The organism is Williamsia sp. Y853 (genome assembly GCF_056786495.1).
The window spans coordinates 497390-512604 of the sequence record NZ_JBXCJC010000004.1; the positions used below are offsets into that span (position 1 = coordinate 497390).

At 63.5% G+C, this 15215-nt stretch carries 13 protein-coding genes; 11 read left to right on the plus strand and 2 right to left on the minus strand.

The window, feature by feature from the left end; all coding sequences use genetic code 11:
* The first annotated feature begins 146 nt into the window (after window positions 1-146).
* The 9 genes from AC1TPF_RS22880 to AC1TPF_RS22920 all read left to right on the plus strand — a co-directional run bounded on the left by AC1TPF_RS22880 (window position 147) and on the right by AC1TPF_RS22920 (window position 11300).
* Complete coding sequence (locus AC1TPF_RS22880; protein WP_482145384.1) at window positions 147-1832, plus strand: asparaginase domain-containing protein; 1686 nt, start codon at window positions 147-149, stop codon at window positions 1830-1832.
* 31 nt (window positions 1833-1863) lie between these two features.
* On the plus strand, window positions 1864-2961 hold the full coding sequence (locus tag AC1TPF_RS22885; RefSeq protein WP_482140540.1) for an LLM class flavin-dependent oxidoreductase: 1098 nt from the start codon (window positions 1864-1866) through the stop codon (window positions 2959-2961).
* A gap of 12 nt (window positions 2962-2973) precedes the next feature.
* Window positions 2974-4320: an NtaA/DmoA family FMN-dependent monooxygenase gene (locus tag AC1TPF_RS22890; protein WP_482140538.1), complete on the plus strand. Its 1347-nt coding sequence runs from the start codon at window positions 2974-2976 to the stop codon at window positions 4318-4320.
* Between the two features lie 85 nt (window positions 4321-4405).
* Window positions 4406-5191, plus strand: a complete 786-nt coding sequence (locus AC1TPF_RS22895; RefSeq protein WP_482140536.1) for a UTRA domain-containing protein — start codon at window positions 4406-4408, stop codon at window positions 5189-5191.
* Window positions 5192-5371: 180 nt separating this feature from the next.
* Window positions 5372-6382, plus strand: coding sequence for an ABC transporter substrate-binding protein (locus AC1TPF_RS22900; RefSeq protein ID WP_482140534.1), 1011 nt, complete (start codon window positions 5372-5374; stop codon window positions 6380-6382).
* Between the two features lie 6 nt (window positions 6383-6388).
* Window positions 6389-6847: a (2Fe-2S)-binding protein gene (locus tag AC1TPF_RS22905; RefSeq protein ID WP_482145385.1), complete on the plus strand. Its 459-nt coding sequence runs from the start codon at window positions 6389-6391 to the stop codon at window positions 6845-6847.
* On the plus strand, window positions 6844-10167 hold the full coding sequence (locus AC1TPF_RS22910; RefSeq protein ID WP_482145386.1) for a molybdopterin cofactor-binding domain-containing protein: 3324 nt from the start codon (window positions 6844-6846) through the stop codon (window positions 10165-10167). The genes AC1TPF_RS22905 and AC1TPF_RS22910 overlap by 4 nt, the downstream gene beginning before the upstream one ends.
* Complete coding sequence (locus tag AC1TPF_RS22915; protein ID WP_482145387.1) at window positions 10164-10670, plus strand: thiamine pyrophosphate-binding protein; 507 nt, start codon at window positions 10164-10166, stop codon at window positions 10668-10670. The genes AC1TPF_RS22910 and AC1TPF_RS22915 overlap by 4 nt, the downstream gene beginning before the upstream one ends.
* Window positions 10671-10673: 3 nt before the next feature.
* Window positions 10674-11300, plus strand: a complete 627-nt coding sequence (locus AC1TPF_RS22920) for a thiamine pyrophosphate-dependent enzyme (protein WP_482145388.1) — start codon at window positions 10674-10676, stop codon at window positions 11298-11300.
* Window positions 11301-11364: 64 nt separating this feature from the next.
* Here the strand turns inward: AC1TPF_RS22920 and AC1TPF_RS22925 are convergent, their stop codons facing one another.
* Window positions 11365-12213, minus strand: coding sequence for a LysR family transcriptional regulator (locus AC1TPF_RS22925; protein ID WP_482145389.1), 849 nt, complete (start codon window positions 12211-12213; stop codon window positions 11365-11367).
* A 104-nt stretch (window positions 12214-12317) separates the two neighbouring features.
* Here AC1TPF_RS22925 and AC1TPF_RS22930 point away from each other — a divergent pair, with 104 nt between their 5' ends.
* Together AC1TPF_RS22930 and AC1TPF_RS22935 are read left to right on the plus strand one after the other, a co-directional pair.
* Complete coding sequence (locus AC1TPF_RS22930; RefSeq protein ID WP_482145390.1) at window positions 12318-13049, plus strand: SDR family oxidoreductase; 732 nt, start codon at window positions 12318-12320, stop codon at window positions 13047-13049.
* Window positions 13050-13122: 73 nt separating this feature from the next.
* Window positions 13123-13722, plus strand: a complete 600-nt coding sequence (locus AC1TPF_RS22935) for an NADPH-dependent F420 reductase (RefSeq protein ID WP_482145391.1) — start codon at window positions 13123-13125, stop codon at window positions 13720-13722.
* Window positions 13723-13771: 49 nt separating this feature from the next.
* Here the strand turns inward: AC1TPF_RS22935 and AC1TPF_RS22940 are convergent, their stop codons facing one another.
* The gene (locus AC1TPF_RS22940; RefSeq protein WP_482145392.1) at window positions 13772-15061 is read right to left on the minus strand and encodes a competence/damage-inducible protein A; all 1290 of its coding nucleotides are present in this window, start codon (window positions 15059-15061) and stop codon (window positions 13772-13774) included.
* Window positions 15062-15215 lie beyond the last annotated feature (154 nt).

Sequence of the window (15215 nt, forward strand, 5' to 3'; positions counted from 1 at the left end):
CCGCAAGGCAACCGATGAGTGGCGCAAGTACTCGGGTCTGACCGCAAATGCCTGGACACAGGCCCATTGGTAGCCCGCAGGATGGCGTAACCACTTGCGTTGCAGCGCTTTACACCATGGCAACACCGCTGGTCTTTACTTTGGGTATGAGTTCAGGAGACCAGTCGAGTGCGAACGGGAAGCCGCGGATCGCGGTGTTCTCGGGCCCGCGAGCAACCATTCAGAACAGCGGCGTGCTGAGGACAAGCGATTCCGTGCGCCGTGACCGTGGCCTGCCGGGTCAGGGCGTCGGCTTCGACACGATTCGCTCGCAGCGGCTCGCGGCCGCCGCGACGGTATATGTCGAAGCCCTCTCGGCCCATCCGTTGGAACGTGATGCTGCCGAATCCCACGTATCTCCGGACGGTTTCGTCGATCCGGTGACCGGTGACTTCAGCACAACTTCGGGCGTCGACGGGATCCCCGTGTACCGGGTCACCGTCCGGCCTTCCGATGGCCCGTATCTGCTGCCCTATGCCGGACGCCAATCCGACGGCCGCCCGTGGGACACGGGGTTCACCTCGACAGGGGAGCCTCGCCAACAGTTCTATCCCGATGCGTCGCAGATCTTCTCCGAGATCGACCGCTTCGGGATCGACGAGTTCGGGTACAACAACCTGCTCAGCGATGTCGCGGACTTCGACTTCGTGCGCGCTGCTCCTTCGGGCGGCTACACCAAGGGGCTACCCGCGGCGGCACGTACCGACATCGGTGACGGCGACATCTCACCCGAGGTGCTGGGCGAAGACTATTTTCCTTACAAGCCGACTCGGCACGAACCCGCTCTGCCCACGCTGGCGCGGCTGACCAATTCGGTCGCCCAGACGCTCGGCGCGGGCGGCTACGACGGCGCCATCTGGCTGGAGGGAAGTCCCACGGCGGAGGAGACGCTGTATTGGTTGAACCTGCTGATCGATACCGGGAATCCGATCGTGGGCAACGCCTCTCAGTATCCACACGGGGTCATCGGTAACGACGGTGACCACAACCTGATCCAGTCGACGAAGTACATCGCCTCACGCGTGTGGGCCGATGAGGCCGGTTCGGACCGAGTGGGTGTCGTCATGGTGCAGAACGGCCAGATCTTCACCTCGCGTGAGGTGCAGAAGGCCGATGCACGTCCAGGCGGCTATATCGCCACCGGTGGGCATGGAGGCATCGTGGGCAATACCGTCTGGGATCCCGTGCTGTCCTTCATTCCGGTTGCGCGGCACACGCACACATCCGCGGTGCGCCTGACCCAGCTTCCCGATTCCGTCCAAGGCGTTGCTTCTGTCGATGGATCCACTGTCCTGGTCGATGTTTCGATCAAGGACGGTGAAGGAAACCTACTCGAGTCGGCCCTACCCAAGGTCACCATCAACCGATATGCCAACTTCGGCGCCGACGATTTCTCGGACTCCGTCGACGGTGAGGTCGAGGTACTGGCCCGGATCGAGGCGAATCTCGCGCGGTACCCGCTGTCCGGGATCATCGCCGAAGGATCGTCGCCGTACGGGGGACTGTACGAATCACTGCTTGCGGCGATGAAACTCGCAGTCTATTCGGGCATCCCGGTTGTCGCGGTGGGTCGTGGCGGTGGAGGTTACGTCTCGCGGTACGGCGGGCAGGGCGGATTGTTCGTCACTGCAGGCAATCTCACCGCGACCAAGGCGCGCATGCTGTTGATGGCATGTCTGCTGAAGTTCGGATGCGTGCCCCCGGCAGTCGATCCGCAGGCGCCGACCGACGAGGAGATCGACGCGATCCGGGTGAAAGTGCGCGCGTACCAAGCTGTCTTCGACACACATTGAACCAACGGAAATCGCACGGAAGAAGCTGACAATGAAGTATGGAGTTTTCCTCCCCGTGGGCAACAACGGCTGGGTGCTGTCGCGAGACGCACCGCAGTACATGCCCACCTATGACCTGAATCGCCGCATCGTCGCCAAGGCAGAAGAACTTGATTTCGCCTTCGCTTTGTCGATGCTGAAATACCGCGGGTTCGGTGGTGCAACATCTCACTGGGACAACACAGTTGATCCGTTGGCGCTGACGGCGGCGCTGTGCGCCGTCACCTCGACCATCAAGCTCTACGCAACGGTGTCGCCGTTGACCATCAATCCACTCGTGGCCGCCAAGACCGCGGCGACGCTCGACGATGTGTCCGGCGGCCGTTTCGGACTCAATCTGGTCGCCGGCTGGAACCAGACGGAGTACCAGCAGATGGGTGCGTGGCCGGGCGACGACTACTACAACGTGCGCTACGACTGGCTCTCCGAGTTCACCCACATCGCGAAGACGCTGTGGGCCGAGGGTGCGGCAACGTATCGCGGCGAATACTTCCAGGTCGATGACGCCCAGTGCCTACCGAAACCCGCAGGCCATATCGACCTCGTCTCGGCCGGTTCTTCGCCCCGCGGAAGACGTTTCGTCGCCGAGTATGCCGACTATCACTTCGGTGCCGGGTCGACGCCGGAAGCGGTGCTGCGATCGAACACAGCGTTGGCGCAGGCGTGCCGCGACTCCGGAAGGAACCCCACCGCGATCGCCAACGCAACGCTGGTCATTGCCGACACGGACGCCGAGGCCGACCGGATCGTGAGTCGCTACGTGGCGGGAGCCGATCACGAAGCATTGGCCGCGATGGTGGCCGAGTATTCCAGGGATACCGCCACCACCGGGTCGAGCGCAGCAGTCGCGCAGCGTCACCGGACCGACATCAGCCCCTTCTACGGCGCCGCTCCGCTGACCGGATCGGCGCAAACCATCGCCGATCGGCTCAACGAACTTGCCGCAGTCCCCGGCACTTCGGGAATCATGCTCACCTTTGACGATTTTCTTGAAGGTATGGAGCGCTTCGGTCGCGACGTCGTCCCGTTGCTCGACCACCCGGTGACACCTTCGGAGACATCCGTCCCTTCGACTTTTCCCGCCGCCTGAGGTCGGCTTCCCATGTCCTACGAAATGAGCCTGGCGCTCGACATGTCCTTTGCACATCACCAAGGCCGCTGGCGGCTGCCGGGATCGTGGGCAGGTGCCACATTCCCGGATCTGAAGATGTACCAGGAAGTCGCGATGATGGCCGAACGCGGTTGTCTGGACATGATCTTCTTCGGCGACGGCACCGGCATTCCGTCGACCTACGGCGGGTCGATCGACGCAGCGGTGCACTGGGGGGTCGGCTGGCCCAGGCAGGACATGAGTCCCTTCATCGCCGCACTCGCGCAGGGTACGACGGGTCTGGGGTTCGGTCTGACATATTCCTCGACCTTCATGCACCCGTTCTACGTCGCGCGGTTGCTGAACTCGCTCGATCACATCACCTCCGGCCGAATAGCTTTCAATGTGGTGACCTCTTCGCGGGGCGCAGATGCCGCCAACTACGGCTTCAAAGAGTTGGCTGACCACGACGCGCGGTACCGCCGGATGGAAGAGTTCATCGACGTCTGCCAGGCGTTGTGGCGCAGTGTCGGCCCCGACGCGTTCGTCTGGGACGAGGTCACCGGGCAGGTGGCCGATGCCTCGATGGTGGCGCCCATCGATCATGTGGGCGAGTTCTTCGACGTCGTGGGACCGTTGAACACCGTCCCGAGCCCACAGGGTGCACCGGTGCTGATTCAGGCCGGCGGCTCACCCCGGGGTATCGACGCGTCCTCGAAGTTCGCCGATGTCGTCTTCGGTGGGGCCTGGGACCCGGGTCAGCGCATCAACCACCGGACCGAACTCGACGCCGCTCTGGTCCGTAGTGGCCGCGACCCGAAGAAGGTCGGAATCCTCTGGGACATCCAGGTGATCGTCGCCCGGGACCGGTCCGAGGCGCTGGCGCGGCGCGAGATGCTGCGGGATGTCCTGCCCCGCGACGGGGCTGCGGCGTTCATGTCTCATCAGACCGGTCTCGACCTCGCGGCGCTGCCCGAGACCTTCACCCTCGGTGATCTGCAGGCGGAGGCCAAGGCCCGCAATGCAAGTCCGATGGCCTTCCGGGACCTCTTCGCGAAGTACGACGAAAATCACGAGATGACCCGGACCGAACTCATCGACAACGGCTGGCGCGAGGCCACCGGTTACGACCACACGGTGGTCGGGACCCCGAGCGAGGTCGCCGATTATCTGGAGGAGAGCTTCGAAGCCACGGGCAGTCGTGGCGGCTTCATGATCTCGCACCCACAATCGACCCCCGGGGACGTCGTCGACGTCGTGGGCCTCCTGGTTCCGGAGCTACAGAGGCGCGGCCGATTCCGCAAGTCGTACGCAGGCGCGACTCTGCGGGAGAACCTGGGGCTGGAGGCATTCGGCTAGCATTGAGCGCAGCCGTCGGTGGCCACATTCGCACCGACAACATGCGACCTGGGAGGGATGCGGTGACGGATCACGGTATCGGAGAATGAGTTCGCCTCCGTCTTTCCGGCCGCCGCGCTTTCGTCAGGACCGCGTCAACAGCAATCTGCTGCGGCTCGAGGGCAATCGGCGCCAAGATGAGGTGCGTCGTCTCCGCGATCTGATCTCGGCAATCGTTGTCACCCGGCTCGGTTCGGCCGCTCGATTGCCCGCCGACGAGGACATCGCGCGTGCCTTTCATTCCTCGCGCAACTGTGTCCGCCTGGCGTTGCAGACACTCGTTGCGGAGAAACGCCTGCACCGTTCGGTGGGAGCCGGTACGTACACCACAAACGTCCATCGGCGCAGTCGGTTCGACCTTCTGATCGATTCGGCTGCCGGGGGTGTGAACGACGATCGAAACGGGATTCGGATCATCGGCTGGAAGGTCTCTTCCGACATACCGGGACCGTTGGCCGAGGTCTTTCCACCCGATGCCACATCGGTGGCGATTTTCGAACGGCTGAGTATCGGCGATGGTGTGCCCAGGCAGCTGCGGACCTACTATCTGGCGCTGCGCCCGAATGACGAATTCACTCGCGACGATGCAATCGACGATCTGTACCAGATTCTCGAAAATCGGTTCGGCTACGGAACTTTGACCGCTGATCGCCGCATTTCGGCCGTCGCGGCAGGTGAGTCCGCCGCAGCGCTGCTCGAGGTCGACACCACAACCCCGATCCTGTACATGGACACCACGGTCTTCGATGAACGAGGACACACCGTGCTGGTTTCCCATGCGCGCTATCGAAGCGACATGGTGACTGTTGCCCTCGATCCTCCACGAGGCTGAACGGCGTAACACGGCATCGGGTGTCGTCACACGCTGCTCGAGGCGGTCGGATACAGCGGCCAAGGGGCGAAACATCGTGGACATAGCCGGGACTCACAACCGAAACGCGTCATTGATGGCATTGCATCAACGACCGCGCACTCGCCGTGGTCGGATCTCCCACATCGCGTAAGGATCCTCATGAACGACGCTTCCTCCCGCCACTACGGCAGACAGATCGGTGCCGGTTTCGCCGCATCCCTGATGGCCGCTGTGCTCGTCGCCTGCGGGTCGGACTCATCGCCGGCCCCTGCTGCCGAATCGGCGGACGGAGTTCGCTCGGTGTCCGTGACGACACTTGGACTGTGCAACGAGATGCCGGTGTACTGGGCGCAGGAGAAGGGCATCTTCACCGAACACGGACTCGACGTGGAATTGGTTCGGGCCCAGGGTGGCGCGGCAGGTTTGTCCGCGTTGCAGAGCGGTGAGGTGGACCTTGCGTTCACGAACCCGTTCTCGACGATGCGTGCGCTCGACCAGGGGATCGACCTGGCCTGGATCGCAACCGCCTACGAGACGCCGACCGATTCGGCGAACAAGGCCAATGCCGTTGCTGTGAAGAAAGACTCGAAGTACACCGACGCCAAGTCGCTGGAAGGGACCAAGATCGGAGTCAACGAGGTCGCCGGGATCAATCAGATCATCACCAGCGAATGGATGCGGGCGGGCGGCGCCGATCCGTCCACGGTGGATTTTGTCGCGCTGCCCTTCGCGGACCTGGGGCCCGCGGTGGCGACCGGCCGAATCGATGCTGCCCAGATCACCGAACAGAACATGCTCCCCGAGTTGAAATCACTCGGTAACCCCTATGTCGTGGCGGGTGCGGGCCAGCCGCTTGTCTTTGCCGGGTATGTGGCCAAAGGTGATGCCGCCCAGAGTGATCCCGAGAGTTTCAAAGAATTCCAGGCAGCGCTTATCGAGGCTTCGGAACAGATCGAGCTCCCGGCAAACCAGGACGAGCGCTACGCGATCCAGGCGCAGGCATGCAAGCAGGACGCCACTGTGCTCAAGTCTCTGACAGAGCCGCCCTATGCGGCCGCGGTGAACATTGCGGCACTCGACCGGATGGCCGAGATGATGAAAGACGAGAACATCTTGGACGATCCGGCCGATGCATCGAGCTACGTGCCCGACTTCGTGGTCACCTCGTAAGTCGCAGTGAAGAAGACACTCACCGTCGACGGTGCCGAGTTGGTCGTGGACATCGCCCCCGCGGATACGCTGCTGCGTGTCCTCCGCGCGCACGGCCACACCGCACCCAAGGCTGCGTGTGGCCGGGGGGAGTGCGGGGCCTGCACCGTCTTCGTCGGTTCGAAAGCCGTGCTGTCCTGCGTCAGCCTCGCCGCCGTGGTCACCGAGCCGGTGACCACGGCGGCAGGCCTCGGCGAAGGTGATCGCGACCTCCGTGAAGCATTCGCGGACCATGCGGGATTCCAATGTGGCTTCTGTACGCCGGGGCAGGTTGTCGCAGCGGCGGCTCTGCTGCGTGAGCTGGCCGAACCCGGGCGCAAAGACATCGTCACGGCCATGGCCGGGAACATCTGCCGTTGCACCGGATACGTTCAGATCATCGATGCAGTCGAGTCAGTCGCGCAGCGGAGAGGGGCGCAGCGGTGACTTCCGTGGGACGGCGTGTCCGCGCGCTTGATTGGGATGAGAAGACCTCCGGCACAGCGCTATATGCAGGAGATATGCATCCCGAGGGGATGCTGTACGCCAAGATTCTGCGGTCGACGACGGCCAGTGCGCGGATCGAGCATGTCGACCTCAGTGGCGCGTTGGCGTCGCCCGACGTGGTTGCAGTTGTCGACTCCCGAGATCTACCACCGAATGCACGCTATCTGCACAGCGGTGGCACGTTCTCCGACCGCACACCGTTTGCGGTGGGGGAGATCCGATTTCACGGCCAGGAAATCGCCGCAGTCGCAGCGAAGACGCCGGAAGCCGCCGAGAAGGCCCTGCGCCAGATCGTGGTGCGGTACCGGAGACGACCGGCAGCGCTGACTGTCGCCGCCGCACTGGCAAAATCTGCCCATCGCATCCACCGACGATCGTCGGGCTCGAACGTGGCTGTCGAATCGGAAGGAGCCTGGGGCGACCCGGGTCTCGGTAGGCGCAACAGTGCACATCGCGCGGGCGGAGTCTTCGTCTATCCCCGTGTGTCACATGCCTGTATGGAACCGAATACGACACTGGCCTGGTGGCACGACGACCGACTGGAACTGTGGACCTCGACCCAGGCGGCGCACTTCGTGATCCATGAACTCGCACAACTGCTCGAGCTCCGCCCCGATCAGATCGTCTGTCGGGACGTCGCAGTCGGTGGAAGCTTCGGTTCCAAATCCAAGGTCAGTGAGCACGAGGTCATCGCGGCACTGCTGTCGATACGCACCGGAGCGCCGGTGATGGTGGAGTTCTCACGGGTCGAGGAGTTGGCTTACACCAAACCGCGCCATGGTTTCCGGAACGAGATGACCGTCCACGCAGATGCCGATGGTCGAATCTGCCTGCTGGAAGCAGATATCGACGTCGACAATGGCGCGTACAACCACTACGGGCCATCTGTGATGAGTGCCGGCATCAAGGTGCTCGGGTCGATGTACCGGCCTGATGCTGCGATCTGGCGTGCGCGACTCGTCGACACCAATCTCACTCCCGGTGGTCAGTTCCGGGGATATGGGCAACCGCAGACCGCACTGGCCGTCGAGTCGTTGGTCGACGAGTTGGCCCAGAAGTGCCGGATCGACCCGATCGAGTTCCGTCGGCTCAACGCGGGCCTGCCGAATACGCGCGCTCTGGCCGGTGCGCGCATCGGATCGAATCGACTCGTCGAATGCCTCGACGCGGTGCGCGATGGGATCGGCTGGGCAGAGAAGAAGTCTGCGAAGGTGCCCTACCGTGGAGTGGGCGTTGCGGCCGGAATGCACGGTAGTGGCTCGTACGCCTACCCCGGCGGCAATGTCAGTGCGGCGGCGGTGGAGGCTTCTGAAACCGGGCGCATCACAGTCAAATTCGGTGGCAGTGATGCCGGAACCGGGCAGCGCACGATCCTCGGACAGCTCGCCGCGGACATTCTTGGCGTACCTCTCGACCTGGTTGATGTCGTGATGACCGACTGGGATGAGGCGCCTCCGGAGATGGGCGCCTGGAGTTCACGCGGAACGCACATGGGTGGGCACGCGGTGGTCAAGGCCGCGAGGGCATTGCGTGATCGCCTCGAAGAGCTGGGTCGCACCGGGTCAGGAGATTTCGCAGACCTGATCGTGCATGCACCGGAGAGTAGTGCCGGGGTGTTGCGCGTCGAGGCGGAATATCTCGAAGAGAAGATGGAGCCCTACTGGACCGGTCTGGACCGGCCGAACATCTCGGCGAGTTACGCGTTCGCGGCGCACGCGGTGGAGATCGAGATCGACCCCGACTCAGGTGAATTGAAGATCATCGAGTATGTTGCCGCGCACGACGTGGGACGCGCGATCAATCCGGCGCTCGTCGATGGCCAGATCATCGGCGGTGTCGTTCAGGGGCTCGGAGCCGTGGTGGGGGAGCATCTCATCTACGAGGGTGGGCGAACGGTCAATACGAGCTACCTCAACTACCCCGTCCCGCGATCGACCACCGCCCCCGAGATCCGTTCGATCCTGATCGAAGGGCCAGAGCCGGCGGGTCCGTTCGATGCAAAGAGCGTGGCCGAGATGGCAATCGTGCCAGTGGCACCCGCGGTCCTCAACGCTGTGTACGACGCCATCGGGATCCGGTTCCGGTCCCTTCCGTTGACACCTGACGTCCTGCTCGCCGCGCTGCGCGACAGCGGCGCCGTTGCGGTCCCGGCCACCCGGCACTTTCACCTGGCCCGCAGGCCGTCCCGGTGGCAGATCGAGGCCTTTCGGCGACTGTATCCCCTTGGTCTGCATCATCTTCTCGACCGATACGGAACGCGCTGGGCACGCCGACCCGGGACCAGGGAGGTCGAGGTGGTGGCTTCTCCGACCCGTGTCGACGAAGCGGTGACGATGCTCGCCGACGAACCTGCCGGAGCCGCCGTGCTCGTCGGTGGGGCAACGGATGTCCTTGTTCAGCAGCAACAGTTGTTGATCGCCCCACGGGTGTTGATCAGTACCGCGAACGTGACCGCGATGCGCCGGATAGTCCACGACGTGGACGGGGCGTACACGATCGGCGGCGCCGTCACCCTGATCGAACTCGCCGACTGGGCCCGAGGACCGATGCCGGTGATCGCCGAAGCCGTCGACTCCATCGCGTCCGCCCAGATCCGCGCCGTTGCCACAGTGGGTGGGAACCTCTCACAGGCCAAGAGATGCTGGTACTTCCGCAACGGGTTCGATTGTTACAAGCGCGGCGGCGTCACGTGTCCGTGTTATGCCGTCGACGGCGATCATCGGTTCCACCACGCGGCACTCGGTGGGCACCGCTGTCAGGCCGTGACACCGTCGGATCTTGCGACCGTGTTCTCCGGTTTGGGCGCTCGGATCCAGGTCACCGGCCCCGGTCGGTCCCGGACGGTCAGCATCGGCGAACTCTATTCCGGGCCTGGCGAACTCAGTCTCCTGCCGGACGAGATGATCGAATCGGTCACCGTGCCGTCACAGGCGGGTGTGGCCAGGTCCGTCTTCGAGAAGATCCGGCTCTACGACGGCGACTTTGCGATGTTGTCGCTGATCTTGTCCGCCCACGTCGGTGATGGTGGCCAGTGGTCGGGGCTCAGACTGTGTTTCGGTGCACTGGCACCCACTCCATGGCATCCCACTGCGGTCGAATCCGCGTTCCGGGACGTACGACCGACCGAAGGAGAACTGGTGAAGGCGCTCGACTTCGAACTGGCGCATCGCGCACATCCGTTACCGGGTAACGAGTGGAAGATGCAGGCCGCGATAGGCCTGACCCGCAAGGCATACCGCCGATGGAGTGAAACCCGTTGAGCACCTCAACGCAGACCGGACCGATCACGCGGAGTCTGGTACGGGCCGGGGTGACGGTCTCGGCCGCACTGCCCGACAGTTGGCTCGGCCCCCTGATCGCCGAGGTCGAGGAAGAAGAGAGCATTCGCCACGTGTCCGTCGTCAGAGAGGACGATGGTGTGGGTATCTGCGCGGGTGCCTCGTTGATGGGCGCGCGGTCGGTCCTGTTGTGCCAGAACGCCGGATTACTTCTGGCCACCAATGCCCTTGCGGGCTACGGCCTCCACCATCAGATTCCGTTCGTGGTCATCGCCGCCGACCGTGGCGCCGCCGGTGACAACTTCTACTATCAGGCCTACAAGCATTCGGTCACCTACGGTGTCATGTCCGCGGTGGGCCTGCGCGTTCACCAGGTGCAGTCCTCGTCGGACAGCGAGATCTTCGAGACTGCCTTCGACGAAGCAGAAATGACGCAGCGTCCCGTGGTCTTGCTGTGCACAAAACGAGTGCTGGCGGGGTTCTGAAGAATGAAGCGATCATCGGTGGCACGTGCGCTCGACCACGCGCTCCACAAAGACGCCGTGGTCTTCGCGAGCCTCGGAACGGCAGGCCGGGCCTGGCGTGATCAGGGCGCGAGTCAGCTCACGTACTACGCGTCCGACCCGATGGGAACCGCGCCTGCCCTGGCACTCGGGGCTGCCGTGAGTCGGCCGCACCTACATTTCGTCTTGTTGGAAGGCGATGGTGACCTGGCGATGAACCTCGGGGTTTTGCTCACCATCGCAAACACGGCTCCGCCGAACCTCCACATCGTCGTCTTCAACAACGGACGGTACGAAACGGGTGGTGGCCAACCGCTCGGCACGCACGCAACGGCGGATTTTGCTGCGATCGGACGCGGCGCCGGACTGCGCAGCGTCCAACTGATCGCTGCGGAGACAACCGAGGAACAGCTGAGAATCTTCTTTGCCGAGTTCTTGTCCTGTCCCGGTCCGGGCCTTGCCGTTGTCGAGGTGGCCCCGGAGCCGTCGCCCTATGGCGGACCGGGACAACACTCAGGAGTCCAGTGCCGCACGCTGTTTCAAGAAGCCCTGGCTGCTCGCGACGCCGACGAGAATCCTACGGGTGCCCCGGGTGCGATCCTCGACAGCTGATGGCACGTTCAGTGGCCTGAATCCAGGTGAGCGCTTCACCTGGACGGCCGAACGAACCTCGGATTCAGAGTCGAAGTGCAGTTTGAACGAGTTCGGCGACAGCTCGCGACCGGCTGTGTGGTGGCCAGGCGATGACCGTGGTGATTTTCGGCGCGTCCACAATCGGTACGGCGACGAGGTCATCGTGTAGTTGCGTCCTACAGGAGTCAGGCGCCACCATCAGAGTTCGGCCAAGGGCTATGAGCTGCAGAACTTGGGCGTGGCTGTGGACTTGGGGGCCCGGGCCCTCTGCATAGGTGCCGTCTGATCTGGGCCAGCGAGGCATGGGTAGCTCGGGTACGTCGGCCAGATCACGGAGGTGCAGGTCGGATCGAGTGGTGAGGCGATGGCCGGCCGGAAGCACCGCGATCTGATCTTCGGTGACAAGTTCCTCGGTATCGAAACCTGTTGTGTCGTCGAAAGGTTGGTGCAGTATGGCGACGTCGGCGCGACCGTTGCGTAGTAGTTGTGCTTGCTCGCCGGGCGCGCACAGAACCACATCGACGCGAATCGATCCGGGTTCAGCGGCGTAGGCGTGCAGTAGCTTCGTCAGCAGTTCGCTCGATGCTCCTGCTTTGGAAGCCAGGATCACTTCGGCTTGGCCGGCGCCTACCAGGGCTGCGCGACGAGCGCGGTGTTCGGCGGCCTCCATCGCATCCAGCGCCACCCGACCTTCGCGCAGCAATACGGTGCCGGCGTCGGTCAGGGACACCTCTCGGCTGTTGCGCCGCAACAACTCTGCGCCCAGTCGCCGCTCGAGTAGGCTGATCGCTCTGGACAGGGGTGGCTGAGCCATACCCAAGCGCTGCGCCGCCCGGCCGAAATGTAGTTCTTCGGCGACAGCGACGAAGTACCGCAGCTCTCGTGATTCCACGGCAACAGCGTACTCACAGCGGCCAGTTCCGATACCTTGCGGGTATCGCTTGTGACCTGAACAGTCTTGGACGGATCTGATCGACCGGACGCATGATCGATGGCATGAGCGAAACGAAGATCGTCCTGGTGACGGGCGCAAACAAGGGCATCGGTTACGAGATCGCGGCGGGTATGGGTGCGCTGGGTTGGAGTGTCGGTGTGGGAGCCCGGGACCAGACACGACGGGAGCAGTCGGTGGCCCGACTTCGAGAAGCGGGCATCGACGCCTTCGGTGTCCCATTGGACGTCACCGACGACCGCAGTGTTGCTGCGGCCGCTGGTCTGATAGGTGAGCGAGCAGGCCGTCTGGACGCTTTGGTGAACAACGCGGGCATCACCGGCGTCGGTCCGCAACAGCCGACCACTGTCGATCCGGCTCTCGTCCGTGCGGTCGTCGAGACCAACGTCATCGGCGTCATTCGGGTCACCAACGCCATGCTGCCGTTGCTGCGTCGATCACCGTCGCCACGAATCGTGAACATGTCCAGCAGCGTGGGCTCGTTGACCCGGCAATCTGGTCCCGGCAGCGAAACAACAACCGGTCCGGTTGCGGTGGCCTATGCACCCTCGAAAACCTTCCTGAATGCGGTGACCCTGCAATACGCCCAGGAACTGGCAGACACCAACATCCTGATCAACTGTGCTTGCCCAGGGTTTGTCGCCACCGACCTCAATGGCTTCCGCGGCGTCCGCAGTCCGACAGAAGGCGCCAAGACCGCGATCGCCCTGGCCACTCTTGCGGACGACGGTCCGACAGGGGGCTTCTTCGAGGACGCCGGGGTCGTTCCCTGGTGATCGTCGCAGATCTCATTCTCAGTTCGAGCCCGCGTCACCGTGGGTACTTGCGTCCACGAAACAGGAAGAGTTCATGAACATCGCAATACTGGGCACTGGCAAAGTCGGATCCGCACTCGGCGCACGACTGGCTTCCGCCGGCCACCACGTCGTCTACGGGTCACGGACACCTTCGGGGCAAGCCGGAACCGTCAGCCAACAGAACGCTGTTGCCCCAGCTGATGTGGTGATCACCGCGATCCCCGGCACCGCCGTACTCGCCACGTTGCAGGACATCGGGGCGGATGTCTTGCGCGACAAGATCGTGCTGGACCCGTCAGCCGCTTTCACCTCGCAGATGACGATGGCGTATCCAGGCGACAGCGTGGCCCGACAGGTACAGGCCCGGTTCCCGCAGCTCCGCGTCGTGAAAACCCTCAACACGATGAACTCCACCATCATGGTCGATCCACTGGCCTCCCTACCCCGGGCGTCCGTCTTCGTCAGCGGCGATGACAGCACCGCCAAGACTGTGGTCGCCGGTTTGCTGGCCGACCTGGGATGGCCCGACGAGAGCATTCTCGATCTGGGCGGTGTCGACACTGCGTTGGCGACCGAGCACCTTGCCCCGATGTTCTTCGCGCTCGCCGGTGCCTTGCAGACCGCCACATTCAACATCACCGTCTCGCGGTGACATGATCTGCCAGGCCACGGTTCCCGTCCGGCGCCACAGTCTGGACTTGCTAAATCATTTGGGCTGCCGACGTGTCCAGGACCTCAGCGAGTAAGTGCATCGCCGAGGTGACGGCGAGTGCTCGAACATTTGCGCGGTCACCCGGGAGTTGTTGTGTCCGTGTCACCGTCGGCTTACCCGCGACCGCGATGGCGAAGCAGACGGTACCCACCGGTTTGAGATCGGTTCCGCCGCCGGGGCCTGCGATCCCGCTCGTGGACACCGCGACATCGGCTCTGAACCGGCCCAATGCGCCCTCGGCCATCTGTGCGGCAACCTGTTCGCTGACGGCTCCGTGCTGGGTGATCAATTCCGATGGCACATCGAGCAGACCGGTCTTGATCGCGTTGTCGTAGGCCACCACTGCGCCGACGACGTATGCCGACGATCCGGGTCGGTCGGTCAGCCGCGCGGCGACCAAGCCGCCTGTGCATGATTCGGCGGTGGCGATCCGATGCCCGGCAAGTCTTTCCGCGATCTGGTCGTCGATGGTCGAACCGTCCGTCGAAAAAATCCGTGCGCCATGATGTTCCGTGACGATCGATGACAACTCGGCGTAGGCGGCAGTCGACGAATCAGGGTAGCGGGTCACCATTTCGAGCTCTCCGAGTCGCAGGCAAGTGGTGATCTCGAGGGTTTCGAATCCGGCCAGATCTTGTTCTGCGGCGCGCAATGTCGCGGCAAGATCGGCTTCGGAGAGGCCATAAGCCCGAATGATGGACTCCTGCAACACTGATCGGTCGGCGATTGCCTCCACAACCGCAGACGTTTTCAGCGCCGCAGGCCACATCGCCTGCAGTTCAAGCGGTGGGCCGGGGAGCACCAGGATGGCAGGTGACCCGGTTGCCCCGATCGCCATGCCCGGCGCGGTGCCGGTCGGCGGAATCGACTGTGCACCTTGCGGAACCATCGCCTGTTTACGGATACCTGCTTGCAACGGCGCAGGATCGGGATCGGAGGACAGGCGTCCGCGCCACCGCTTGATGATTCCGCCGATGTGTTCCTCGAGGTCGGTATCGAGAAGCAGTTCACGACCGCAGAACGCCGCGACCGTCGCGACGGTCAGGTCGTCGGCGGTCGGTCCGAGACCTCCGGTTGTGATGATGAGATCGACGTGTTGATCGGCCAGGAACTGCAGTTGAGCCGTCAGGTCGTCGGGTCGGTCGCCGCATACCGTGATGTGCGCGATGTCGACGCCGAGCTCGAGGAGCTGTTGAGCCACCCAGGGGCCGTTCTGATCGGTGATCCGACCGGTGAGAACTTCGGTTCCGGTCACGATCACGCCTGCCCGCACTGTCATGTACCCGAGCTTAGTGGGCCAGTGGGCATCCTTCTGGTCGCGGACCTGAAACCGTCGAATAGGAGGGTGTCCAGGGAGATCTACCCTTGCAGGACTCGTGTTTGCCCGCTTCAGGTTGGCAGGTCAGGGAATGAGGCGTAGATCGACATATTGT